This is a genomic window from Nocardia sp. NBC_00403 (assembly GCF_036046055.1).
GTDB lineage: Bacteria > Actinomycetota > Actinomycetes > Mycobacteriales > Mycobacteriaceae > Nocardia.
This window is the reverse complement of the sequence record NZ_CP107939.1, coordinates 610,025-633,101: the sequence shown is the minus strand read 5'-3', so window position 1 is coordinate 633,101 and position 23,077 is coordinate 610,025. Positions and strand designations below refer to the sequence as shown.

Genomic DNA, 23,077 nt, shown 5'->3' with positions numbered 1-23,077 from the left:
ATCACCCGACGGCCGCTGCCGTGATGTCGGCCCTGATGCTGGATTCGATGTGGCGGATCAACTTCACGAGATCGGCGCAATAGATCGAGGGATTCCGGAAACCGGTGCCCTCGCGATACCGGTGCACGTAGTGTCCGCCGCCGCAGACATTGTGGAGGGGGCAGGCCCGGCAGGTGTCGCTCAATGCCTCGATACCGATCTGCCGAGCGATGACATGCGGATCCCACAGCGCTTCATCGAGCGGGTTCCCGGTCGCTGCCTGCTCGATCTTGGTGGCGCCCGCGAAAGCCGACTTCAACTCGTCGACCTGTTCCAGGGTCCCGTCGGTCTCGAACACCGCGAGGCGGACCGGTGCCAGGCCGACCGCCTCCGTCGAGGCGTTGCGACCGAGCAGCAGTTTTATCACCACATCGAAGAGCCGGACCCTGGTCTCTACCTCGGGAGCGGCGTACCAGCGGTCGAAGATCGGGATCAGCCAGTCGGCGTAGGGCGTAGTGGTGGCGTCGGCGGTCTTGGCCGGTGGCGGTGTAGTCCAGTTGCCGTGGGGCAAAAGGAAATCCAGCGCGGGGGGGCCGAATTGTACGAGTGCCTCATAGGTTTCGATCGGATCGTTCTCGACATCGACCGTGCACAGGAGACCGGAGTACAGATGTCGATGGTCGCCGCCGATGAGCCGCTCCAGCCCTTTGGCGACATCATCGAAGCTGCCCGTGCCACGGCGATACTTCCGGTGGCGATCATTGGCCTTGCGGTCGCCGTCGAGGCTGACGCCGACTTGGATGCCCCAACGGTCGCAGATCCGAAGGAACTCCTTGTCGATCAGCACACCGTTGGTCTGGATTCCTAAGCGCACCTTGGTGATCGGCTCCAGCAGCTCGCGCGCCGACCGGGCGAAGTACTCCAGCTTCTCGTATCCGACGAGTAGCGGTTCGCCGCCGTGCATCACCAGATTCACCGCAGGCAACGCGAAGCGACGCGCGTGCTCGGCGATTGTCTTGCAGGAGTCGGTGAATACCCGATCGTCCATGTTCTTGGGTTGGTCGCGCCAGCTCTGGTCGGCCATTTCATAGACGTAGCAGTAGTCGCAGGCCAGGTTGCAGCGACTGTGGATCTTCATGACGTACTCGACGAAAGGAAGCGGCTGCCAACCGATTCGGCGCAACCCTTCGACGTCCAGTCCGACCGTAGGCCACGATGCGCCCTCGGGATTCATCTTCTTCGCCTCCTTGGCGATGTCCGGTCGACTCCGCCGGCGGACCCCGGCGCGCCGAAACGGACGCGCCGGGGCCACCCGGAGTTCGGCCTGTTGCGTCGGACTACAGGTTCGGGCTGATGAAGGAGTTGAAGGCGTGGTCCTTGTTGCTGATGAAGGAGTTGAAAGCGTGGCCTTCGTTGGTGATAGCCGAGTTGAAGGCGTGGTCGTCGTTGGCGATGGCCGAGTTGAAGGCGTGGTCGTCGTTGGCGATGGCCGAGTTGAAGGCGTGGTCGTCGTTGGCGATGGCCGAGTTGAAGGCGTGGTCGTCGTTGGCGATGGCCGAGTTGAAGGCGTGGTCGTCGTTGGCGATGGCCGAGTTGAAGGCGTGGTCGTCGTTGGCGATCGCCGAGTTGAACGCGTGGCCTTCGCCGTCGATGAGCGGAGTCAGATGACGCTGCAGCGCGGGATGCACAGCGGACCCGGTCGAGAGCTTTCCGACCAGTTCGGCAAGACCGATTCCGGCCGCGGCGCCGGTCGGAGCGGTGAGTGTTGTTGTCATGGCGATTCCTTACCAACAAAGGTGATCGGCCGACCTCGACTTGTAGTCGGCCGGCTTGGGGCTGTATGCCCGGATAGCGTGTGACAGCACGTTTCTCACGGATGCTCCAGCTGTTGCCGGCAGTCCCAGGCAGGACGCTACGTCCGCGAAACCAGCTGCGGTATCAGACAACGTTCGGGCATCTGACCGACCAACTACCAGAGATCTCGTCAGGCTTCGTTGGAAGCGCCGCTCCCGAAATCGACTCGGGCAAGTCCGTTCCTGCTGGTGACGCCCAGTTTGGGAAAGGCTCGATAGAGATGGTGCGCAACGGTTTTAGGGCTCAGTAACAGCCGAGCGCCGATCTCCTTGTTCGTCGCGCCCGCCGCCGCGAGTCGCACCACCTGGAGTTCTTGCGGTGTGAGCAGCGCGGCCAGATCGCATCCGGTCGGCACGATCGCCTCGCCGGCAGCGCGGAGCTCGGTGCGGGCCCGTTCGGCCCAGGGCCAGGCATAGAGCCGCTCGAAGATGCTCATCGCGCCGCGCAGCACCGAACGCGCCTTGGTCTTGGAGCGGTCGCGCCGTAGCCATTCGCCGTACAGGAGCGCGGTGCGGGCGTGGTCGAACCAGCGTTGTTCGGCGGCGTGCAGTTCCAGTGCGCGAGCGTATGCCTCGCCGTTGCCGTCGAGCATCCCGCGACAGCGCAGTAGATGCGCTTGGATCCACGGTGAATGTGTTGCGGTGAACCACTGTTCGAGCGCGGCCATCGGTTCGACCGCGCGTTCCGGACTGCGCAGTCGAACCGCCGCCTCCACGCGATCGCTCATGAGATGAATCCATTGACCGAGGGCGCGGTCCGGCCGCTCCCACAGCGCCTCGAACCGATCGATCGACGCCTCGTAGCGACCGTAGGCGAGGTCGAGCAGTCCGAGCGCCCACTCGATGTGTGCGATATCGATGGCGTTGAAATCGGTACTGGCTTGGCGCAAGGCCTGTTTGGTGAGCATGCGGCAGCGTTCTTCCTCGCCGCTGATAGCGGCGATGACAGCCAGAATCGACTCCGCCTGGCCGATCCGGTTCGGTTGGTTCCCCTCCTGCGCGATGCGCACACCCTCGCTCAGCGCCACCTCCGCTTCCCGGAAGTGGCCGAGCAGCATCTCGACGGTCCCGAGTGCGCCGTTGACAGCGGGCAGCGAGCCGTCCATCGCGAGCTCCCTGCACGTCCGAGCCAGCTCGACCAAGATGTCGCGGGCGTCATCGAGGTCACCTGCGGCAGTGGCCTGGTTTGCCATCGCGACCAGTGTCGTCGGCGCGCTGGGGCGCATGGACCTGATGCGTCGCACGCTCGTCCGAATGAGCCGCACCCCAGCGGCGTGATCACTGGATTGCAGCGCGAGCAAGCCGTCCACCGTGGCGAGGCAAGGCGCCTGCTGCTCTTCGAGATCGAGCTCGGCCATTGTTATCCGGGCGGCGGCCACCGCCGACAGATCTCCCGTGGTCCATGCCGCGGTGGCGGCGCCGATCAGCAGCCGTGCCGCATGATGCGGTTTCACGGACGCGAGGTCCGCGGCGCCATCGACAAGCAGCCGGTGTGCGGCGCGCAGCGAGCCGCGGTCGAATTCGTTACGGGCTCGGACGATGGCCAACCGAGCCCGATCTTCCGGCCCCGCGTCCATCGAATGGACCGTCTCATCCGCCAGTTCGAGGGCTCGCTGGTGTTGGCCGGCGTCCAGGGCCGCTTCGGCTGCGGCGACCAGGCGGCAGGCCCGGTCGGCCGGGTCGGGGCTGAGCCGGGCTGCTCGCTCCCATGCTGTCGCCGCGCGGGCGTATCCGGTGCTGGTGCGCGCGCGCCGTGCGACCGCCTCCAACGCGGCGGCCGCTGTTTCGTCGGGCCCAGTGGCGGCCGCGGCGAGATGCCAGGCTCGACGGTCGGGTTGGTCGGTGAGCGCCGCGGCCAATGCCGCATGCACCGCGAGTCGCTGCGTGAACGGTGCGTTGCGGTAAGCGGCCGCGCGCTCGATCGGATTCGGAAAACTGACCGATTGGTTCATCACGATCACCACGCCGGACCGTTCGGCAGCCTCCAACGCGTCGACCGTCAAACCGAGATCGGCGAGGACCCGCAACACCAAATCCAGATCACCGGTTTCCTCGGTGGCCGCAACCAGCACCGCCATTCGGGCGCAATCGGGCCTGTCGACTACGTGGTTGCGACCACCGATCCGCGGCGTGGTCGCGCGGTCGCGTGGCTTTGTCGTTCGTGCTGCCGCCAGCGTGCGCTGGGCCGCGTCACCCAGCGGCTGCAATCGCATCTCGGGCAGGCAGTGCCCGGAGAACTCCGGTCGTCCCGCGAACAGGACCGCGATCCGCTCGGGCCCGAGGCGCTCCGCGGCGAACAGCAGCACCTCGGTGGATGGCTGATCGAGCCAGTGCACATCGTCGATCAGGCACAGCACCGGTTGGATGCTGGAGAGCTCCGCAAGCAGCGACATCGCGGCGATAGCGACCTGCGTGCGATCGGCCGCGTGTGGCATGTCGAGCACCTCGAGTGCCGCACGTTGTTGCCCCGGCAGTCTGTCGATGTGGCCGAGCGCGGGCGCGAGCAGCAGCCGCAGCCCGCCGAACGGCGATTCCGGTGCGTTCTCGATGCCCGCGCAGCGCAACACCAGCCAGGAATTGCCTGCCATTCTAGCCGCGAGATCCAGCAACACGGACTTTCCGGCGCCCGAGTCGGCGACAATCAGCAGTGCGACACTTTGTCCCGCCGCAGCGCCGTTCAGCAGTGCCCGGATCCGTAACTGTTCTTCGACCCGGCCATATAACACGTTATCCAAAGTAGCTGGCCCGCAACATTTCCGAATCCCCAATTCTGGTGGCAAACCTAAGAATGAGTAAAGGTTTCCGAACACCGTCGCGGGCGCGACCCGCGCGCCGGATGGCCAGGTCTGACTGCCTGCCGGCCCGACCCGGCCTACCCTGGACGCCATGACGAACCGGGACGATCCGTGGGCGCAGCGGCCGGAGGATGCTCCGACCGAGCATCTCGGTAATCCGGACAAGTCCGGATTCGAGCCGCCTGCGCACACGACGGAGTACACCGAGGCATACGGTCATGGCGCGGGCCCGGCGTATCCGGCCACCGAGCAGTTCGAGGCGTGGACGCCGCCGCCGCTGAACGCCACTCGCGAGTTTCCGCCCCACGACAACCAGTGGGGTGCTTACGAGAGCCCCCACGGCCAGCAGTGGGCCGATCCGACACTGCAGGACACAGGCGCGATGCCGGGCCGAGGTGGCATGGTCGCGCCCGGCCCACCGCAGCCACCCAAACGGAACACGGGACTGTGGGTCGCGCTCACGCTCGGCGTCGTCGCGCTGGTCGCGGTGGTCGGTGTGGCCGCCGGGCTGATGCTCGGGGGTGACGACTCGGCGTCGAGCGCCGCGAGTACCTCGACGCTACCGGGCCCGGCCAGAGCGACGGGCACGCCGAGGTCGGGTCAGTCCACCGCGACGATCCCCAGCATCCCCGGGCTCGGCAATATCGACGAACTCGGCGCGACCATGGGCACTATCAGCGCCAACAACGGCGGCACCCTGACCCTGAATACGATGACGGGCGGCTCGGTCACCGTGCACACCGACACCAACACTCAGGTGATCTCGCTGTCCGCGATCAAGGCCGCCGATCTGCCCGTCGGCGACATGGTCGTCATCCAAGGCGACAAGACCGCGGACGGGTCGATCCAGGCCAGAGTCATCATCAGCACCTCGTTGCCGGGAGGACCGAGATGAGCGACCCGACATCCGGCGAGTTCCTCGCCTTCGCTCGGCCCGGCGCGGGCCCAATGTCGGACTCCGTCCGGCACGGACGATTAGGCTAGGCACCGATGACGGCATTGTGGTTCGGGTTGGCGGCGATCGCGCTGGTAGGTGCGATCGTGCTGCTGTATTTCGATCGGGTCCAACGACAGCGGACCGGTCATGCGCGCCAGGTCTGGGCGAAATCCCAGGGATACACGTACGTGTCGGTGGAACCGGCACTTGCGTCGACCTGGCGCCGCGGTGCGTTGGCCAAGCTCGGCTACCTCTCCGCGGTGGATGTGGTGTCCGGTATCCGCAAGGGCGAGAAGTTCGTGCTCTTCGATCTGGAAGACGCGGCGACGCTGGTCGCGGTGCGGCGGCAGATCGGCTCGGATATCGACGTCGACATGCGGCTCAAGACCGCGTCACCGCCCAAGGACGCCGACCTGGAACTACTCGGCGCCATCGGTGACCGGGTGGTTTTCGCGACCAATCCGGAAATCGCCAGGCACGCCGTCGACCAGCGGATGGTCGCCTTTATCGAGACGCTGCCCGACACGGTGCAGATGTTGTGGAGCGAGGGCAACTGGACACTCGGCATGCTGAATGTCGGCACCATCGCGCGGGATTGGGAAACCACCATCGACGCGGTGCTGCGGCTTTCCGGTCTGCTGCACGTGTTGCCGCCGGTCAGCGATGTGCTGGGAATGGACTCCGGTGACCACGACCCCGGCCGCCCGCATCCGCGCACCCGCACGCGTCATGACGAGCCCGACGAGCGCGGTGAGCAGGATGGTCCGATCGGGGCCGGCCGGGTGGCGTCGCCGGAAGATGATTCCGAGTACGACGATTCCGAGTACGAGCAAACAGGCTTCGACAAGTCCGGATACAAGAAGCCGAGTTATAACGCTGCCGCCTACGACGATCCGGACGAGGAGCCCGAGCAGCGCGCACCGTCGGCGGCGGCCGTCCAGGACCCGCCGCGCAGGCCGTCGCTCGCGGTGGTGCCCGACGCTCGTTCCCGTCCACGCGCGGACCGCTGGTCGGCCGACGACGAGTCGCCGCACGTCACCGCCGAGGCGGACGACGCATGGCCACCGATCGATGAAGCACCGGAGCAGCCCGGTGGCCCCTTCCATCCGGGATTCCGCCCATACCAGGGACCTGTACCGCAGTGAGCGGCTGTCACAGATTGCGCAGACATGACCGATAGTCCTGTTCCCGCGCGCCTGCCCGGCGCGACCCGTCCTGTCGCATTGATCACCGGACCGACCTCCGGTATCGGGCACGGGTACGCCGTGCGACTTGCCTCACTCGGCTACGACCTGGTGCTCGTCGCCCGCGACGAGCAGCGCCTTGCCGGGCTCGCGGCGGAACTGGATCGGAAGTTCGCTACCCGTTCGGAGGTGCTCGCCGCCGACCTGGCCGCTGCCGCGGATCGTGAGCGGGTCGCGGCGCGAGCGGCCGAGGGTGTCGAATTCCTGGTCAACAACGCCGGATTCGCGCATTCCGGGGAGTTCTGGACGTTGGCGCCGGAGCAGCTACAGGCACAGTTGGATGTCAATGTCACCGCAGTGCTGCAGCTCACCAGGGCCGCGCTGCCGCCGATGATCGCCGCGGCGAAGGGGTCGATCGTCAACGTGGCCAGTGTCGCCGGTCTGATCCCGGGACGCGGGTCGACGTATTCGGCGTCGAAGGCCTACGTCGTATCCTTCACCGAAGGGTTGGCGGGCGGACTGGCCGGAACCGGTGTTCGGATCCAGGCCTTGTGCCCGGGCTTCGTGCGCACCGAATTCCATGAGCGAGCCGGCATCGAGATGTCTTCGCTGCCGAAACCGTTGTGGCTGAGTGTCGATCAGGTTGTCGCCGGTTCGCTGCGTGACCTGGAGAAGGACCGGGTGCTCAGCGTGCCCGGCGTGCAGTACAAAGCACTCACCACCGTCGCCGGAATGATCCCGCGAACCCTGGCGGCCCGAATGAATCGCGGCCTGTTCAACGCACGCGGAAGAACTTAGGCATAGGCGGTCAGGCCCGGAGGCGGCAGCGCACGCGTAACCACGGAGGGCCCCGCCCATGCGAGAAAGGAACACAGACATGATCGACCAGGCAACAAGCAATGACGCGGTTACCAAGGACGCCGGGTCCGACCGCGACACGTTGGCCGCGCTGGTGCGCGAGCTGGCGGTCGTGCACGGCCGCGTGACCTTGTCTTCGGGCAAGGAGGCCGACTACTACGTCGACCTGCGCCGCGCCACCCTGCACCACAGCGCGGGACCGCTGATCGGCAAGCTGCTGCGCGAGCTGGTCGCCGACTGGGACTTCGAATCCGTCGGCGGACTGACCATGGGCGCCGACCCGGTCGCGCTGGCCGTGATGCATGCGCCGGGGCGTCCGATCGACGCCTTCGTCGTGCGCAAGGCCGCCAAGACGCACGGCATGCAGCGCCAGATCGAGGGCCCGGACATCGTCGGCAAGCGAGTACTGGTTGTCGAAGACACAACCACTACCGGAAACTCCCCGCTCACCGCCGTGCGTGCGCTGCGCGACGCCGGTGCCACGGTGGTCGGGGTCGCGACGGTCGTCGACCGCGAAACCGGGGCTGATCAGATCATCGCCGCCGAGGGGCTGGAGTACCGGTCTATCCTCGGATTGAAGGATCTTGCCCTCGGTTAAGCTGCGTTTGCGGGCCCGGGTCGGGTTCGGACCAGAGCTGGGAGCGACGAGCGACCGATAACGAGGCAACGCCGCGACCCGATATACGGAACGCATACGCCGAGCGCAGCGAGGCGGTCGGAGACAGTGAAGGGTCGTGTGGGTTACCTGTGGTGAGCCTTGCAGTCAACAACAGTCGTGAGAACGTCGCGATGCTCGGAATCGGTGCCTATCGCCCCCAACGCGTGGTCAGCAATGAAGAGGTGTGCGAGGTCCTCGACTCGACCCCCGAGTGGATCTATGAGCGCACCGGCGTCCGCAATCGCCGCTGGATCAGCGGTGACGAGACCCTGCAGTCGATCGCCGCAGCAGCGGGCGAGCGCGCGATCGTCAACAGCGGTATCGATCGTTCGAAGATCGGCGCCTTGATCTTTGCTACCTCCAGCTGGCTGACGCTGACCCCGCACGGCGCCCCGAAGGTCGCCAACGACCTGGGGATGAACGGGATCGCGGCCTTCGACCTGACCTCCGGATGCGGTGGTTTCGGCTACGGCCTCGGTGTCGCCGCCGACCTGATCCGCGCTGGTTCCGCCGACTACGTGCTACTGATCGGGGCCGAGACGATGACCGTCGGACTCGATCCGACCGACCGCGGCACCGCGATGATCTTCGGTGACGGCGCGGGCGCTGTGGTGGTCGGTCCGAGCGAGGAGAACGGCATCTCCCCGACGGTGTGGGGCAGCGACGGCGAGAACGCGGCCGCGATCGCGCAGGACGTCGATTTTCTCGAGTACATGCAGCGGGCGCAGGCCTTGCAGGGCACCGACCCGGCTGTCGAGCCGGTCGGCCGGATGTCGCTGCGGATGGAGGGCCCGCGGGTATTCCGTTGGGCGGCAGTCACTTTGCCGCGTGCGCTGTCCACCGCACTGGAGATGTCCGGTGTCGCCAAGGAAGACATCGAGGTGTTCATCCCGCACCAGGCCAACGCCCGCATCAATGAACTGATGAAGAAGAACCTCGGGCTCGCCGACGACATCCCGGTGGCCAACGACATCGAGAACACCGGGAACACCTCCGCCGCGTCGATCCCGCTCGCGATGGAAGAGATGTTGGTGACCGGTAAGGCCAAGGGCGGCCAGACGGCCCTGCTGCTCGGCTTCGGTGCCGGCCTGAGCTACGCGGGCCAGGTGGTCACGCTGCCGCCCGCTCCGACCGAGCCGAGCTTCAGTGTCTGATCGGCTACCGCCGCCGGGCCCGTCGTGGGGTGTGCGGCCGTTCCGGGCAGGCTTCCTCGTAGCGGCGGCGGTCACCGTTTTCGGGGCTGTCACCGGGCGCGAGAAGCTCCAATGGCTCGCCAAACCGTTGCTGATGCCGCTGCTCGCGGCGGACGTCGCGCTCGACGGTGCGGAGCTGGACCCCGCCGACCGGGCCCTGTTGCTCGGGTCGCTGGGGGCCGCGACGGTCGGGGACGTCCTGTTGATCGATCCGGACAACGATCGTCGGCTGATCGCGGGTGCTTCGTCGTTCGCGGTGATGCAGACCGGGTATTCGGCACTGTGGTGGCGGCGCGGTGGGCGACCGCACGCCGCGGTGGCCGTGCCGCGTCTTATTGCCTGGCTCGGTGCGGGCGCGCTGCTGCGGGCCAAAGCGCCCGGTGTCGCCGCGCCGCTGGCGGCCTATGGCGCGACCTTGGGGACCGCGGCCGTGCTCGCCTCCGATCCCGATGTGGCACCGCACGCAAAAACCGTTGCCGGAGTGAATGTCCCCGGTGCCGACCCGCGCAGCCGACTCGGTGTCGGTGCGCTGCTGTTCACCGTTTCCGACGGGTTGATCGTGCTGCGCCGTCTCTTCGCGCGCGGCGAGCGATCTCGTCGCGTCACCGAGGGCGTCATTCTGTCCACCTATGCCGCCGCGCAGTACCTGCTCGCCGACCCGAGAGCGCACGCGAAAGTGGCTGTCGCAGTATCGGAATGAGTCACAGGACCAGAATGATGCGGTCCCGGTTCTGTGGATCGACTCGGATCGAGATGGTCTCGCCGACCGCGAGCCGCGGCTTGTCGGCCGGTGTCACGTCGAAAACAATGGTCCCCCGGTAACTTTCGGAACCGGGCACGGTGAGTTCCAGGTCGAATTCGGTGAGCTCGGTGTGGTGATCGGTGGGGCGTAGCGCATGCGCTCCCTCGATCGTCGCCCAGCCCTCCAGGCCGTGCCGCCACAGCCGCCGATCCGCCCGCGACGGACGCACGGCCAGCATCATCCCGATGCCGACGCACGATCCGAACAGGCCGACGAGCGCGATGATCTGATAGGGCTCGGTTCCGGGCGGGGTGTGCGGCAATAGCCAGCCCAGCCACAGCCCGAGCAGAATCAGGTACCCGGCGGTTACCCCGAGCACCGTGCGGAAGATGCGCGCGTGGTCCATACCCAGCCTCCACCCGACTGTCCTGCCACCTCCAGGATAGGACGCCGCGCTCGGCTGTGAACGCACCTCGGCAAGACTCGGCGGATGGTCGGGCGAGGACGGCGGCGCCTCGATGGTGGTGCCCTTGTCGGTCCCTGATCTGCGGTCCGACCAGGTGCGGTGGGTCCGATCCGTTCGCGTTCGGCGGGTCCTGCCGAGTTTTCGGCCTCTCCCGGGCAATCAGCCTTTCAAGCGCAATACCGCGAGCACGCGGCGGTGATGAGTATCCGACGGCGGCAGATCGAGTTTGGTGAAGATATTGCCGATGTGCTTTTCCACGGCACGCTCGGTGACCGTCAGCGTCCCGGCGATCGCATTATTGGACAGGCCCTGCGCCATCAGTTCGAGGACCTCCCGTTCCCGTGGCGTGAGCCTGGCCAGCGAATCCTGCTGCCTGGATGCGCCCATCAACTGACTCACCACCTCGGGGTCGAGGGCGGTGCCACCGGTGGCCACCCGGTTCAATGCGTCGATGAAGTCGCGTACATCGGCGACCCGATCCTTGAGCAGATAGCCGACACCGTTGGCACCGCCCGCGAGAAGTTCGGTGGCGTAGCGGGTTTCGATCCACTGGGAGAAGACCAGCACCCCGGTCATCGGGTACTTCCTGCGCAGCTCGATCGCGGCCAGCAGGCCCTCGTCGGTGAAGGACGGTGGCATGCGCACGTCCACCACGGCGACATCGGGATTGTGGGTGCCGACCACGTCGCTCAGTGTGCTCGCGTCACCGACCATGGCGACCACTTCGTGGCCGCGCTCGGTGAGCAGGCTCGCGAGTCCGTCACGCAGGATCGCGCTGTCTTCGGCGATCACGATGCGCAATGGTGTGCTGGACGGTGGCATGGTCATTGCGGCCCGGCTTTCGGTAGCAGGATGGTCACCGCGGTGGGTCCGCCCGTCGGGCTCTGCACGGTGAGAGTGCCGTCGACGGCGCGCGCTCGCGCCGCCAGGCCCGTGAGTCCGCTGCCCGCGGTGTGTTCGCCCGCCATGGGTAGCAGTACACCGCCGATTCCGTTGTCGCGCACGGTGACCGCGATGGTTCGAATGTCGGTCGGCACCACCGACACCCAGACGCGGTCGGCATGGGCATGTTTGACCACATTGGTGAGCAGTTCGGCAACAGAGAAGTAGGCGATCGCCTCGATGGCGGGGTGCGGCCGTTGCGGCAGATGAACCCGCAGCTCCACCGGAACCGCGCAGCGCGCCGCCAGGGTTTCCAGGGCCGGCGCCAACCCGAGTTCCAGTGCGGGCGGATGGATTCCGCGTACAAGCTCGCGCAGTTCGGTCAACCCCTCTTTGGAACTGGCATGCGCGTCGGCGATCAGATCGGCGGGGTCGCCGCCCACGGCCAGCCGCTCCTCGGCCCGCCCGAGGGCCATAGCGATGGTGACCAAGCGCGCCTGGGTGCCGTCGTGTAGATCCCGCTCCACCCGGCGCAGCGTGTCCGCCGCATTCTCGACCGCGGCCCTCCGGCTCGCCTGTAGTTCGGCGACCTGGGTATCGCGCGCCGTCGCGGCGAGCAACGTGACCGTGAGCGCTCGGTGCAGCAGACAGGTGCCACGCAACAGCCACGGCAAAGCGAAGCAACCGAGGATGCCGATCGCCGAGAACAGCAGCACCTTGGGCCAGGTGTCGATATAGAAAGAACCGAACTGCGTGAGCGAATGATGCTCGACGCCGTTGTCGTCGACATTCGTCGGGTGGAACAGCACCCACGGAATCGGCGAGATCGCTGTGAACAGCACCGCGGCTATCACGATGAGCACGAAATAGCCGACGAAGACGCCGAGCACGGCTTGGGCGAAGAGGAAGAGGATGGCCCGCCAGCAGGCCCGATCGGTGAACGCGCTCTTCAAGAATCCGAACAGCCCCGGCTGCGGCGCGAAGCGTGGCGGTGCGACGACCGGTGTGCCGAGCAGGTCCTTGCATAGTGCGCGATAGACCCGGCCCCAGGTCCGCCCGCCCAGGAATACCAGTGCGAGCACCCATAACCCGATGATGAAGATCGAGGCGAACAGCCCGCCGAGGAAGCCGAAGATCACATAGGCGATGGCGACGCAGCCGAGCACGAAAACCGTGAAGACGTAGGCGAATTCCTTCCAGGTCCGCGCCTCGATCGGCGCCCGTAGCACCGCGCGAAGCACTTGCTGGGCGGCGGATCGGCCGGGGGGTCCGGTCGGCACGGCCAGCACGATGGTCGGATCGGTGTCTGTCTCGGTCATGGCTCCATGGTTGTCGTCGTGGCCGTGGGATTCGATGGAGCTGTCCGCCGAATGGATGGTGTAGCCAGCTACACCTAACTACCATCCACGCATGAGCTACCCGCCACCACCGCCGCAGTACGGCTATTCACCCTATGGCTATGGCCCGCCGCAGGAACATCCGCAGGCCACCCTGATCTTGATTCTCGGTGTCCTCGGTCTGGCGTTCTGCCAGGTGCTCGGACCGTTCGCGTGGGTGATGGGCAAGAGGGCGCTCAACGAGATCGACGCGTCGGGCGGCGCGATGGGCGGACGCAACAATGTCATGGTCGGCTACGTGTGCGGCATCATCGGTTCGGTGATGATCATCGTCGGCTTGCTGTTCGTGGTGTTCTTCGTGGTTCTCGGTATCGCCGGCGCGCTCACCAGCTCGAGCTATTGAGCCCGCGCGCATCCGCCTCGTGTGACGGCGGTGTCGCGACCGGAATTAGCATCATCCGAGTGAATGACCCAGTGTCGGGCACCTCGGAGCAGGAGCCGCCAGGACCCACCGAGTGGGGCGAGCATCCGCACGGTGTCGGCCCGTGGGCCGACGAGCACACCGAACCGCCGCCGGAGGATCCGCGCTTCGACAAGGAGCTGCTCGCGGGCGGCGACCGCCGCAATGTGGTCGACGCCTACCGCTATTGGACGCGCGAGGCCATCATCGCCGATATCGACCGGCGCAGGCACCCTTTCCATGTGGCCATCGAAAACTTCGGGCACGACGCGAATATCGGCACCGTGGTGCGCACCGCGAACGCCTTTGCCGCGGCCGCTGTGCACATCGTCGGCAGGCGGCGGTGGAATCGCCGCGGCGCCATGGTCACCGACCGTTACCAGCACATCGAGCATCACACCGATATGGCCGAGCTGCTCGCCTACGCCGCGCGCGCGGATCTCACGGTGGTCGCGGTGGACAACACGCCTGGCTCGGTGCCGCTGGAAACCGCGGTGCTGCCGCGCCGCTGCCTGCTGCTTTTCGGGCAGGAAGGCCCCGGCGTCACCCAGCATGCGAAGGACGCGGCGGTCATGACGGTCTCGATCGCCCAGTTCGGTTCGACCCGCAGTATCAATGCCGGCGTCGCGGCGGGAATCGCAATGCATGCGTGGATCTGTCAACATGCCGATTTGGCCTCAGCTTGGTAACGAAAACAGGCGTAAAAACCGGCGTCCAACTGGCACCATTGATCTATGACATCGCGGAGCCCGCATACCGGGCAGGGCACGGGTGGGGATAGAGCGGCGCCGACGCCCGCGGTGTGGTCGGAGCGCGCCGACATGGCGGAGTCCGCGATTGTCTCCCGGCACTTGCGCGCACTGTGGGCTTGTCCCGGAACGGAATTGGGCGTGGTCGGCTGGCCTGCGACCATGCGCGAGCGCACCTTCGCCTCCTGGCACTACTGGTGGCAGGCGCATCTGATCGACTGCGCGACGGACGCGGCCAACCGGGTGCCGACCCCGGCCCGCCGTCAACGTATCGGTGCGATCACGCGCTCCCACCGCATCCGTAACATCACCGGCTGGACCAATAGCTATTACGACGACATGGCCTGGCTCGCCATCGCGCTGGAACGCGCCGAGCGCACCCAGGGCATCACCGAGACGCGCCGCGCACTCGTGGCGCTGGAGAAGGAGCTGTACGGCGCGTGGGATCCGGCCCGCGGCGGCGGCATCCCGTGGCGCAAGCGATCGGACTACTTCAACGCACCGGCCAACGGCCCTGCGGGTATCGCGCTGCTGCGCCTGGGCAGGCACGCGCGGGCCCAGGAGATGGCCGACTGGCTCGACGAGATGCTGCGCGATCCGGAGACCGGCCTGATCCTCGACGGAATCCATTTGCCCTCCGGCGAAATCGAGCGCCCGGTGTTCAGCTATTGCCAGGGCGTGGTGCTCGGTTTGGAGACCGAGCTTGCGGTGCACACCGGCGAGCCGAGGCACGCCGAACGCGTGCACCGGCTGCTCACCGCGGTCGAGGAGCACCTGACCACCCGCGGTGTGATCAACGGTGGTGGTGGCGGTGACGGCGGGCTGTTCAACGGGATTCTGGCCCGCTACCTCGCGGTGGTCGCGCTGATGTTGCCCGGTGACGATCGCGAGCAGGTCGCCGCCCGGCGTGACGCGGCCGCGATCGTGCGGGCCTCGGCCGCCGCGGCCTGGGCGAACCGGCTCGATGTCGAGGGGGAGCCGCTGTTCGGTCACGACTGGAGCAAACCGGCCCAGTTGCCTGGTGGCAGCTCCGGTGCCGGGCATTTCACCGCGGGTGGTTCGGTGACCTCGTCGCGGGTCCCCGAGCGGGATTTGTCGGTGCAGCTATCGGGATGGTTGTTGATGGAGGCCGCCTACCAGGTCAGCGCTGCCGGGCTCTAGACGGCTGCCTTGTCTGCGGCTCGGCCGGCGCAGGACTGCTCGGATCGGGGCTCAGCCCTCGGACTCGAGCATGCCCGCGGGAGCGGATTCGAGATCGAAGTCCTCGGCGGGCTTGCGCATTTCCTGCCGGTAGTGCCGGATACCGAGCACCGTCCCGATGATCAATCCGACCACGAGCGTGCCGATGACGCCGGGCATCAACCACGGCACCCGCTCCAGGAAACTGCCCGCGTAATAGCCGATGAGCAGCAGTACCGGTGCCCAGATGATCGCGCCGACCGTGCTCGCCGCGGTGTATTTGCGGTGGTTCATCCCGGCCGCGCCCGCGACCATCGGGCACAGCGTGCGGACCCACGGAATCCAGCGGGCGATCAGCACCGCGAGGAACCCGTGCTTCTGCAACAACTCGGTGACCCGTTGCAGATTGCGGGTGTTGATGTACCTGCCGTTCTTCCGCGCGACCAAATGGTGGCCGGTGCGGTGCCCGATGACATAACCCACCTGGTTGCCCGCGATGGCGGCGAGCATGGTGCCCACCGAGAGCGCCCACACCTGGGTCTCGCCGGTGGCGTGCCCCGCCATCACGATGCCCGCGGTGATCAGCATCGAGTCGCCGGGCAGGAACAGCCCGATGATCACCGCGCACTCGATGAAAACGAAGGTCAGCACCACCGTCCAGACGAGCGCGGGGCCCGCCGAGGTCAGCGGATCGAAATTGCCCACTGCTAGGGGCAACGGTGCAATGGACACCGGCTCAGTGGGTTGGCTCGTTCGCCGAGGCAGCCAACTCGGTGTCGGGCCGGGGCGCCTCGTCCTTGTTCAGCAGTCGCTTCGCCACCGCGAAGATGCCGGGCAGCACCGAGATCAGCACGATGAGCAGGAAGATCGCCTCGACGTGGTCCTTGATGACGCCGACATTGCCCAGGAAGTAGCCGAGCACCGTTACGCCGCCGCCCCACAGGATGGCGCCGACGATGTCGAAGGCGACGTACTTGCGGTAGTCCATCTTGGAAACGCCCGCCAGCACCGGCATGAAAGTACGAACGATCGGCACGAACCGCGCCAGGATGATCGTCTTGGGCCCGTGCTTCTCGAAGAATTCATGCGTCTGCGTGACGTAATGCTTCTTGAAGAACCGGCTGTCTTCCTTCTGGAACAGCGCGGGACCGATGGCCCGGCCTATCCAGTACGCGCACTGATCACCCGCAAACGCGGTGATCGCAACGGCGGGCACCAGGACCCAGATCGATACCGGATTCGGTGTCTGCGCGGCGAGCAGACCGCCGGTGAACAGCAGCGAATCGCCGGGCAGGATCGGGAACAGCAGCCCGGTCTCGATGAAGACGATGACCAGAATTGCTGGAAGAACCGCGTTCTTCAGCCACGTATCGGTGAGCAAATGCATCGGATCCAACAGCTGGGTCAGCGCAACATTGCTTACCGATTCTGTCGCTGCGAGCAGAATCACGCGGCCTCCTGTCCGGGTACGGCTGGCCAACTTGCTAATCGTCACGCGGGTTGTGTCACCGCGTCGGTAGCTGCCAGCGCAATTACGCGGCCCACAGTACCGGGTTCAACTGAGAATGCTGTATCGAATCTGCAGCACCTGCGGCGCTGCGTGTTCGCGGCCCCCTTGGTCTCGCGGCCGAGCGGCCGAGACTCGCGCCTGCGGCGCATGCACTTCGGCCACTCGGCCGCGAGACGGGCCGCGAACGGTCGCTCGTAAGACTCGCTCCGTGGTGGTGGGGATCGAATCTGCAGCACCTGCGGCGCTGCGTGTTCGCGGCCCCCTTGGTCTCGCGGCCGAGCGGCCGAGACTCGCGCCTGCGGCGCATGCACTTCGGCCACTCGGCCGCGAGACGGGCCGCGAACGGTCGCTCGTAAGACTCGCTCCGTGGTTGTGGGCCGGGAATGGGCCCTCGGGACGCATTGTCTTGCCCGTGAAACAGCGCGAAACGTCGCTGGCCTACGCTGTGGCCTGACAGAATTGTCTATTGCCGCACAACACGGAGGTCTTCACAGTGCCCATCGCGACTCCGGAGGTCTACGCCGAGATGCTCGGTAGGGCCAAAGCGAACTCCTTTGCCTTCCCTGCCATCAACTGCACCTCCTCCGAGACCGTCAACGCGGCCATCAAGGGCTTCGCCGACGCGGGTAGTGACGGCATCATCCAGTTCTCCACCGGTGGTGCGGAATTCGCCTCCGGCCAGGGTGTCAAGGACATGGTCGTCGGCGCGGTCGCGCTGGCCGAGTTCGCGCACGTGATCGCTGCGCGCTACGACGTGACCATCGCGCTGCACACCGACCACTGCCCCAAGGACAAGCTGGACACCTTCGTGCGCCCGCTGATCGCCATCTCCCAGGAGCGGGTGAACGCGGGGCAGAACCCGCTGTTCCAGTCGCACATGTGGGACGGCTCCGCGATCCCGATCGACGAGAACCTGGAGATCGCCAAGGAGCTGCTCAAGGCGTGCGCCCAGGCGAACATCATCCTCGAGGCGGAGATCGGCGTCGTCGGCGGCGAAGAAGACGGTGTCGAGGCCGAGATCAACGACAAGCTCTACACCTCGCCCGAGGACTTCCAGAAGACCATCGACGCGCTCGGCGCAGGCGAGAACGGCAAGTACCTGCTCGCCGCGACCTTCGGCAATGTGCACGGTGTCTACAAGCCGGGCAACGTGGTGCTCAAGCCCGAGGTGCTGGCCGAGGGCCAGCGGGTGGCCGCCGCCAAGCTCGGTCTCGCCGCCGACGCGCAGCCCTTCGACTTCGTCTTCCACGGCGGATCGGGCTCGCTGAAGTCGGAGATCGACGACTCGCTGCGGTACGGCGTCGTCAAGATGAACGTCGACACCGACACCCAGTACGCCTTCACCCGTCCGGTCGCCGGTCACATGTTCGCCAACTACGACGGTGTGCTCAAGATCGACGGCGAGGTCGGCAACAAAAAGGTCTACGACCCGCGCAGCTACCTGAAGAAGGCCGAGTCCGCCATGGCGGCGCGCGTTCTCGAGGCGTGCAATGATCTGAAGTCCGCGGGACGGTCGATCAGCGCCTGACCCGCTCGACCCCCCGGGGGCTCCCAGCTCATGAGTCTTGATGTGCGTGTGCTCGGGCCCGTTCGGCTGCTCGTCGGTGGTGAGCCGGTGGCAGTCGGCGGGCCCAAGCCGCGGGCGCTGCTTGCCGCGCTCACTGTGAATCGGCGGCGCGCGGTGGCCTCTGCCGCGTTGGCCGACATGGTGTGGAACGAGGATCCGCCCGATTCCTACGCCGCGAGCCTGCAGGTGTTCGTCTCGAATATCCGTAAGGCACTGCGTAATTCGGGTGTGGATCCGGCCACGGTGTTACGCACCGAATCATCGGGCTATCGCCTCGAAATCGCCGAGGAGGCTTGCGATCTCGGCCGTTTCGAGGCGGCACGGGATGCGGGTGCACGCTGTGCGGAGGTCGGCGATCACACCGGCGCCGCGCAGTTGTTCGGCACCGCGCTGCGTGAGTGGAGTGGTCGCGCGCTGGCCGATCTGGCCGGGCTGCAGTTCGCCGACGGTTTCGCCACCGCGATGGACGAGGAGCGGCTGCAGGCCGCCGCGGCACGCATCGATGCCGAAATCGCCTGTGGACGTGCTTCTTCGGTGATCGGTGAGCTGGTTGCCATGACGACGGAGCATCCGTTGCGGGAGCCGCTGTGGGGGCAGTTGATCACCGCGCTATACCTGTCCGGTCGGCAGGCCGACGCGCTCGACGCCTGCCGCCGGGTGCGCGCGGTGCTGGCCGAGGAGCTCGGTATCGATCCCGGCCCGATGGTGGTCGATCTCGAGCAGCGGGTGTTGCGTCAGGAACCGCTCAGCACGGCCGAACTCAAGCGCACGGAGCGAATGGCCGCGGCGATGACCGAGACGGTCACCGAGATGCCGCGTGCGGTGCGCAGCGGCCAGCTGCGGATGGCCGACGGCCGGGCGCTCGTGATCGGCCACGGCGGTTTGCGGATCGGCCGGATGACCGACAACGACCTGGTGCTCGAGGACCCCAAGGCCAGCCGCTACCACGCGCACATCATGCCGAGCCGGGCCGGCCTGCTGATCAAGGACCTGCATTCGGCCAACGGCGTCTTCGTCAACGACGAGCCGATCGAGACCGGCGCCCTGCTGGCCGATGCCGACATCATCCGAATCGGCACCACCCTCCTGGTCTTCCAGGCCGTTCAGTAGTCGCAGGCGACCCCGTCGCCATCCGGGTCGAGATACGGCGCATACCCCGGCATCCCCCGATACAACGGCAGCCTGCCCTCGGCCCGTGCCTGATCGCAGTTCGCGTAGTACCAGGGGTGCTCCGGCGCCGGCTCCTTCGGCGGCGGCACATTGTTCCCTTTCGGCCCCGGCCGATAGCTCGGTATCGGATGCGAATCTTGCGGCCCGGATATGGCGGCGGCCTGCGGTGGATCGGCAGCGGCGGTCGGCATGAGCGCCGACCCGGCCGCCAGCAGACAGGCAACGCCGAATGTGGCGAGCCCGTGGCGGTGGTTCAGTGAGATGTTCACGCCTTCCATCCTGCGCCGAACCCGGTGTCTGCGCCTGATTATTCGGTCGGGGCGTCAGTGGCCGGGTAGGTCTGCGGGGCCAGGAGTTCTCACACGCTGGCGGACAGCGGATTTCCCCACCGGTCCGTGGCGGGTGGGATTGTCAGTTGGTGTGGGCGGTGGGTGTCTGCTCGATGAGGGCGGCGGTGGCGCGGTCGAGGAATTCGCACAACAGCTTGTGCTCGTCGGAGGTGAATCGGTCGGTCAGAGCGCGTTCGAGCACGATGACTTCCTGATAGGCGTGATCGAGCAGGTCGAGGCCGGCCGGGGTGAGACTGGCGATCATGACTTTCGCATGCAGGGGAGACGGTTTGCGATCGATGACCCCCTTGTTCTGCATCCCGGTCAACACGGTGGCCATGCTCTGCTGGGTGACTCCGCACGCGCGGGCCAGCTGGGCGCCGGACATGCTGTCCTCCCGGGACAGGGTCAGTAGCACCGTGTACTGGGTCATGGTCAGCCCGTAGCCGCGCAGCACCGCTTCGTGGTGCGCCATCAGCGCCTGCTCGGCGCGACGGATCCGGGTGCACACGTATTCCCCGACGGGCACGTCCACCATGTCACAACTCCCTAAGTTGACTCAGTTACCTGATAATGCTTTAGTTCTGAGTATCAGGATACTGAGTTGACACAGAAGGTTGAATGTGATGAAGGCTGTTGTTCTGGGCACCGATGACCAATTCCGCATAACCGAGGTGGCTGAGCCGGTGCCCGGGCCGGGCGAGGTCGCGATCCAGGTCGCCTACGCGGGGGTGCAGTACGGTGACGTGCTGGTACGTGCGGGGCATTTCCCGATCCCGCGCCCGTTCGTGCCGGGCTTCGAAGCGGCTGGTTTGATCGTCGCGGTCGGCGACGGCGTGGACGAGACGCGGATCGGCGAGCAGGTGATCGCGCTGATCGGCGGGGGCGGTTACGCCGAGGTGGTGATCGCGCCGGCCGTGCTGGCGATCAACGCCGCCGGGGTCGGCCTGCGCGATGCCGCGGGGTTCGGGTGGGTCGTGCCGACCGCCTACGACCTGATCAACTCGGTTGCCGGGGTGCGGGCCGGGGACAGTGTCCTGATCCATGCCGCCGCCGGTGGTGTCGGCTCGCTGGCCGGGCAGTTCGCCGCGCTCGCGGGTGCGGAGCGGATCGTCGGGGTGGTCGGCAATGCGGGACAGGTCGATTACGCGCGCCAGCTCGGCTACCACGAGGTGTTCGTGCGGGAAGAGTTCCCCGATGCGCTGGGCGAGGAGAAGTTCGATGCGATCCTCGATCCGATCGGCGGCGCAACTCGCGTCGCGAATCTGGCGCGGTTGGCGCCGCACGGCCGGATCGTGGTTTACGGCAACATCGCCACCTTCGAACCGGTCACGGTGTCGGCCAATGATCTGCTGATGCAAGGCCAGTCGCTGCTGACCTATAACAGCAACCTGGCCGGCCAGATCAACCCGAAGCGGTTGGCCGACAGCGCCGCCCGCGCCATGACCCTGGTCGCCGACGGGTCGGTGCGCATCGACATCACCGCCGAATACGCCCTCGCCGACGTCGAGACCGCGATCGCCCACCTGGCAGGCGGAGCGACCCGAGGCAAGAGCATCGTCCACATCGGGTGAGTCCCGGTCGCCGATCCGGCCGGGACTCACCATCGCGTGTCCCGTGCTGGATCGGTAACTGCGCTGCCTGGCGCAAATACCTTCGGTGATCGGAAAGTCGCGCATGTCCGATCGGGTGTGCCGGGTATGGTCGTTCGCTGGTGGCGGGTACTCCGAGGGATGTCGAGGGGTGGCTATGGCTGGGCGACTGGTGGCTGTACTCGGTGCTGTCGTGGTGGCGGCGGGGGTGTTGGTGTGCGCTGAGCGGGCTGCTGTGGCGGTGCCCGAGGTGAATGCGGTGGGAGTCGGGCCGTGCGTGGGCGATCCGATGGCCACCCATGAGCCGCTGGTGCCGAAAACGATCGAGGTGCCGATTCCGTATCCGGTGGTCACTGTGCTTCCGCCGCAACTGCCGGAGCCTGCGCCCAAGCGGGTCGTGATGGAACTGCCCGCCGATCCGTGCACCAACCCGTGTCCGGATCTCACCGACGGGCCGGTGCCGCCACCCGGTCTGGCCAGTCGGCTCGGGATTCCGGAAATTCTGTTGAGCCTCAAGCCTTTCCACTTCGCGGTTCCCGGACCAGGACCGCAACCGGGGTCCGTGCAGCCGCGGCCCGCTCGGGTCGATCCGCCGACCGAACCCGCCGCGCAAACACCGCAGCTGCGGGCGCCGCGAGTCGGTGCGGTGCGCGAGGTGGCCAAGCAGACCGGTGCGAACTCGGTCAACCGCACCGACAAGCGGTGGCAGGTGGACGGGACCGACCTCGGCATCATGTGGGAGAGCGCACCGGGGGAGATCGCGACCGCCTTCGGTGACACGGTCGGGCGCGGGTTCCACCCGCCCGGCGGGATGGGCACGGACTGGCGCAGCAATGTGCTGGCCTTCAGCACCGATCGGGATCTCTCCGACGGCATGACCTACGACCGGATGGTGACCGACGATCGTTGCCACGCAGCCGAAGTACTGTCCAGTCGCAAGCTCGACAATGTCGAGGTGACCACGATTCCGACCTCCGGGTTCGCCATCGGTGACCGGCAGTACCTGAGCTACATGGCAATTCGCACCTGGAACAGCATCCCGGGCACCTTCTTCACCAACTACGGCGGCATCGCCTACTCCGACGATCACGGCCAAACCTGGACCAAGGACCCGTACGCGCGCTGGGACAACATCTTCGGCCTCGCGAACTTCCAGGTCAGTGCGATGGTGCCGCACGGCGACCACGTCTACGTGTTCGGCACGCCCAACACCCGCCTCGGCGCGGTCGGCCTGGCCAGGGTGCCGAAGGACCAGATCCTCAACACCACCGCGTATCAGTATTGGCGTGACGGACAGTGGACACCGGTCGGTGGATTCGCCGCCGCCACTCCGATTGTCGATGCGCCGGCCGGTGAGTTGTCGGTCCGCTTCGACGCCGCACGAAATATCTGGCAGATGAGCTATCTCGAGACGGCGAAGGCGGCCGTTGTTATCCGCGAATCGGATTCACCGCAGGGGGAGTGGTCCGAGAGCACGCCGACGGTGACGGCGCGGGCCTACCCGGAGCTCTACGGCGGCTTCATCCACCCGTGGTCCTCGGGTTCGGACCTGTACCTCAATGTTTCGACCTGGAGTGACTACAACGTCTATCTGATGCACGCCACGGTGGAGTGATTCGCGCGAACAGTCCTGCTTC

Annotated in this window: 23 protein-coding genes; 13 read left to right on the top strand and 10 right to left on the bottom strand. The window is 66.6% G+C overall.

The window, feature by feature from the left end; all coding sequences use genetic code 11:
• Position 1 precedes the first annotated feature (1 nt).
• The 3 genes from OHQ90_RS02775 to OHQ90_RS02765 all read right to left on the bottom strand — a co-directional run bounded on the left by OHQ90_RS02775 (position 2) and on the right by OHQ90_RS02765 (position 4,558).
• Complete coding sequence (locus OHQ90_RS02775; RefSeq protein ID WP_328406996.1) at positions 2–1,213, bottom strand: FxsB family cyclophane-forming radical SAM/SPASM peptide maturase; 1,212 nt, start codon at positions 1,211–1,213, stop codon at positions 2–4.
• A gap of 103 nt (positions 1,214–1,316) precedes the next feature.
• Positions 1,317–1,754, bottom strand: coding sequence for a hypothetical protein (locus OHQ90_RS02770; protein WP_328406995.1), 438 nt, complete (start codon positions 1,752–1,754; stop codon positions 1,317–1,319).
• Positions 1,755–1,963: 209 nt separating this feature from the next.
• Complete coding sequence (locus tag OHQ90_RS02765) at positions 1,964–4,558, bottom strand: helix-turn-helix transcriptional regulator (RefSeq protein WP_328406994.1); 2,595 nt, start codon at positions 4,556–4,558, stop codon at positions 1,964–1,966.
• A 160-nt stretch (positions 4,559–4,718) separates the two neighbouring features.
• On the opposite strand from OHQ90_RS02765, the gene OHQ90_RS02760 reads away from it, so the two are divergent.
• The 6 genes from OHQ90_RS02760 (at position 4,719) to OHQ90_RS02735 (ending at position 10,157) form a co-directional block, all read left to right on the top strand.
• A complete protein-coding gene (locus tag OHQ90_RS02760) occupies positions 4,719–5,522 on the top strand; it encodes a DUF5666 domain-containing protein (RefSeq protein ID WP_328406993.1) in 804 nt (267 codons plus the stop codon).
• A 95-nt stretch (positions 5,523–5,617) separates the two neighbouring features.
• Entirely contained in the window at positions 5,618–6,709 is a 1,092-nt protein-coding gene (locus OHQ90_RS02755) for a hypothetical protein (protein WP_328406992.1), read from the top strand.
• Between the two features lie 24 nt (positions 6,710–6,733).
• A complete protein-coding gene (locus OHQ90_RS02750; protein ID WP_328406991.1) occupies positions 6,734–7,546 on the top strand; it encodes an SDR family NAD(P)-dependent oxidoreductase in 813 nt (270 codons plus the stop codon).
• Between the two features lie 79 nt (positions 7,547–7,625).
• Positions 7,626–8,204, top strand: a complete 579-nt coding sequence (gene pyrE, locus OHQ90_RS02745) for an orotate phosphoribosyltransferase (protein WP_328406990.1) — start codon at positions 7,626–7,628, stop codon at positions 8,202–8,204.
• Positions 8,205–8,353: 149 nt separating this feature from the next.
• Positions 8,354–9,418 (top strand): beta-ketoacyl-ACP synthase 3, encoded by a 1,065-nt coding sequence (locus OHQ90_RS02740; protein WP_328406989.1) that lies wholly within the window; start codon positions 8,354–8,356, stop codon positions 9,416–9,418.
• Positions 9,419–9,449: 31 nt separating this feature from the next.
• Positions 9,450–10,157, top strand: a complete 708-nt coding sequence (locus tag OHQ90_RS02735) for a lysoplasmalogenase (protein WP_328412487.1) — start codon at positions 9,450–9,452, stop codon at positions 10,155–10,157.
• A 1-nt stretch (position 10,158) separates the two neighbouring features.
• On the opposite strand, the gene OHQ90_RS02730 is transcribed toward OHQ90_RS02735, so the two are convergent.
• The 3 genes from OHQ90_RS02730 to OHQ90_RS02720 form a co-directional block, all read right to left on the bottom strand.
• The gene (locus OHQ90_RS02730; RefSeq protein WP_328406988.1) at positions 10,159–10,605 is read right to left on the bottom strand and encodes a DUF3592 domain-containing protein; all 447 of its coding nucleotides are present in this window, start codon (positions 10,603–10,605) and stop codon (positions 10,159–10,161) included.
• A 219-nt stretch (positions 10,606–10,824) separates the two neighbouring features.
• A complete protein-coding gene (locus tag OHQ90_RS02725) occupies positions 10,825–11,493 on the bottom strand; it encodes a response regulator transcription factor (protein ID WP_328406987.1) in 669 nt (222 codons plus the stop codon).
• Positions 11,490–12,866 carry a sensor histidine kinase gene (locus OHQ90_RS02720; RefSeq protein WP_328406986.1) on the bottom strand — a complete coding sequence of 459 codons (1,377 nt, stop codon included), beginning with the start codon at positions 12,864–12,866 and terminating at the stop codon, positions 11,490–11,492. Before OHQ90_RS02720 ends, OHQ90_RS02725 begins: the two co-directional genes overlap by 4 nt.
• A gap of 91 nt (positions 12,867–12,957) precedes the next feature.
• Between OHQ90_RS02720 and OHQ90_RS02715 the strand changes: the two genes are divergently transcribed.
• From OHQ90_RS02715 to OHQ90_RS02705, 3 genes are all read left to right on the top strand, one after another.
• A complete protein-coding gene (locus tag OHQ90_RS02715; RefSeq protein WP_328406985.1) occupies positions 12,958–13,287 on the top strand; it encodes a DUF4190 domain-containing protein in 330 nt (109 codons plus the stop codon).
• Between the two features lie 59 nt (positions 13,288–13,346).
• Positions 13,347–14,033 carry a TrmH family RNA methyltransferase gene (locus tag OHQ90_RS02710; protein WP_328406984.1) on the top strand — a complete coding sequence of 229 codons (687 nt, stop codon included), beginning with the start codon at positions 13,347–13,349 and terminating at the stop codon, positions 14,031–14,033.
• Between the two features lie 132 nt (positions 14,034–14,165).
• Positions 14,166–15,254 (top strand): glycoside hydrolase family 76 protein, encoded by a 1,089-nt coding sequence (locus OHQ90_RS02705; RefSeq protein WP_328412485.1) that lies wholly within the window; start codon positions 14,166–14,168, stop codon positions 15,252–15,254.
• A 51-nt stretch (positions 15,255–15,305) separates the two neighbouring features.
• Here the strand turns inward: OHQ90_RS02705 and OHQ90_RS02700 are convergent, their stop codons facing one another.
• Together OHQ90_RS02700 and OHQ90_RS02695 are read right to left on the bottom strand one after the other, a co-directional pair.
• Positions 15,306–15,989 (bottom strand): DedA family protein, encoded by a 684-nt coding sequence (locus OHQ90_RS02700; RefSeq protein WP_328406983.1) that lies wholly within the window; start codon positions 15,987–15,989, stop codon positions 15,306–15,308.
• Positions 15,990–16,008: 19 nt separating this feature from the next.
• A complete protein-coding gene (locus OHQ90_RS02695) occupies positions 16,009–16,659 on the bottom strand; it encodes a DedA family protein (protein WP_328412483.1) in 651 nt (216 codons plus the stop codon).
• A gap of 616 nt (positions 16,660–17,275) precedes the next feature.
• On the opposite strand from OHQ90_RS02695, the gene fbaA reads away from it, so the two are divergent.
• Together fbaA and OHQ90_RS02685 are read left to right on the top strand one after the other, a co-directional pair.
• The gene (fbaA, locus tag OHQ90_RS02690; RefSeq protein ID WP_328412481.1) at positions 17,276–18,310 is read left to right on the top strand and encodes a class II fructose-bisphosphate aldolase; all 1,035 of its coding nucleotides are present in this window, start codon (positions 17,276–17,278) and stop codon (positions 18,308–18,310) included.
• 30 nt (positions 18,311–18,340) lie between these two features.
• Complete coding sequence (locus OHQ90_RS02685) at positions 18,341–19,459, top strand: BTAD domain-containing putative transcriptional regulator (RefSeq protein WP_328406982.1); 1,119 nt, start codon at positions 18,341–18,343, stop codon at positions 19,457–19,459.
• On the opposite strand, the gene OHQ90_RS02680 is transcribed toward OHQ90_RS02685, so the two are convergent.
• On the bottom strand, positions 19,453–19,788 hold the full coding sequence (locus tag OHQ90_RS02680; RefSeq protein ID WP_328406981.1) for an excalibur calcium-binding domain-containing protein: 336 nt from the start codon (positions 19,786–19,788) through the stop codon (positions 19,453–19,455). The two genes, OHQ90_RS02685 and OHQ90_RS02680, sit on opposite strands and share 7 nt — an antisense overlap.
• A gap of 142 nt (positions 19,789–19,930) precedes the next feature.
• Positions 19,931–20,386, bottom strand: a complete 456-nt coding sequence (locus OHQ90_RS02675; RefSeq protein WP_328406980.1) for a MarR family winged helix-turn-helix transcriptional regulator — start codon at positions 20,384–20,386, stop codon at positions 19,931–19,933.
• Positions 20,387–20,474: 88 nt separating this feature from the next.
• On the opposite strand from OHQ90_RS02675, the gene OHQ90_RS02670 reads away from it, so the two are divergent.
• Both OHQ90_RS02670 and OHQ90_RS02665 read left to right on the top strand, forming a co-directional pair.
• The gene (locus OHQ90_RS02670) at positions 20,475–21,422 is read left to right on the top strand and encodes a quinone oxidoreductase family protein (RefSeq protein WP_328406979.1); all 948 of its coding nucleotides are present in this window, start codon (positions 20,475–20,477) and stop codon (positions 21,420–21,422) included.
• Positions 21,423–21,597: 175 nt separating this feature from the next.
• Positions 21,598–23,055: a DUF4185 domain-containing protein gene (locus tag OHQ90_RS02665; RefSeq protein WP_328406978.1), complete on the top strand. Its 1,458-nt coding sequence runs from the start codon at positions 21,598–21,600 to the stop codon at positions 23,053–23,055.
• Positions 23,056–23,077: the final 22 nt, after the last annotated feature.

Excerpts from the sequence above, each read along its gene's own strand:
- pyrE (WP_328406990.1), top strand. The coding sequence starts at position 7,626 with ATGATCGACCAGGCAACAAGCAATGACGCGGTTACCAAGGACGCCGGG.
- OHQ90_RS02675 (WP_328406980.1), bottom strand. The coding sequence starts at position 20,386 with ATGGTGGACGTGCCCGTCGGGGAATACGTGTGCACCCGGATCCGTCGC.
- OHQ90_RS02760 (WP_328406993.1), top strand. The coding sequence starts at position 4,719 with ATGACGAACCGGGACGATCCGTGGGCGCAGCGGCCGGAGGATGCTCCG.
- OHQ90_RS02755 (WP_328406992.1), top strand. The coding sequence starts at position 5,618 with ATGACGGCATTGTGGTTCGGGTTGGCGGCGATCGCGCTGGTAGGTGCG.
- OHQ90_RS02665 (WP_328406978.1), top strand. The coding sequence starts at position 21,598 with ATGGCTGGGCGACTGGTGGCTGTACTCGGTGCTGTCGTGGTGGCGGCG.
- OHQ90_RS02750 (WP_328406991.1), top strand. The coding sequence starts at position 6,734 with ATGACCGATAGTCCTGTTCCCGCGCGCCTGCCCGGCGCGACCCGTCCT.
- OHQ90_RS02715 (WP_328406985.1), top strand. The coding sequence starts at position 12,958 with ATGAGCTACCCGCCACCACCGCCGCAGTACGGCTATTCACCCTATGGC.
- OHQ90_RS02720 (WP_328406986.1), bottom strand. The coding sequence starts at position 12,866 with ATGACCGAGACAGACACCGATCCGACCATCGTGCTGGCCGTGCCGACC.
- OHQ90_RS02775 (WP_328406996.1), bottom strand. The coding sequence starts at position 1,213 with ATGAATCCCGAGGGCGCATCGTGGCCTACGGTCGGACTGGACGTCGAA.
- OHQ90_RS02705 (WP_328412485.1), top strand. The coding sequence starts at position 14,166 with ATGGCGGAGTCCGCGATTGTCTCCCGGCACTTGCGCGCACTGTGGGCT.
- OHQ90_RS02685 (WP_328406982.1), top strand. The coding sequence starts at position 18,341 with ATGAGTCTTGATGTGCGTGTGCTCGGGCCCGTTCGGCTGCTCGTCGGT.
- OHQ90_RS02695 (WP_328412483.1), bottom strand. The coding sequence starts at position 16,659 with ATGCATTTGCTCACCGATACGTGGCTGAAGAACGCGGTTCTTCCAGCA.
- OHQ90_RS02770 (WP_328406995.1), bottom strand. The coding sequence starts at position 1,754 with ATGACAACAACACTCACCGCTCCGACCGGCGCCGCGGCCGGAATCGGT.
- OHQ90_RS02730 (WP_328406988.1), bottom strand. The coding sequence starts at position 10,605 with ATGGACCACGCGCGCATCTTCCGCACGGTGCTCGGGGTAACCGCCGGG.
- OHQ90_RS02725 (WP_328406987.1), bottom strand. The coding sequence starts at position 11,493 with ATGACCATGCCACCGTCCAGCACACCATTGCGCATCGTGATCGCCGAA.
- OHQ90_RS02670 (WP_328406979.1), top strand. The coding sequence starts at position 20,475 with ATGAAGGCTGTTGTTCTGGGCACCGATGACCAATTCCGCATAACCGAG.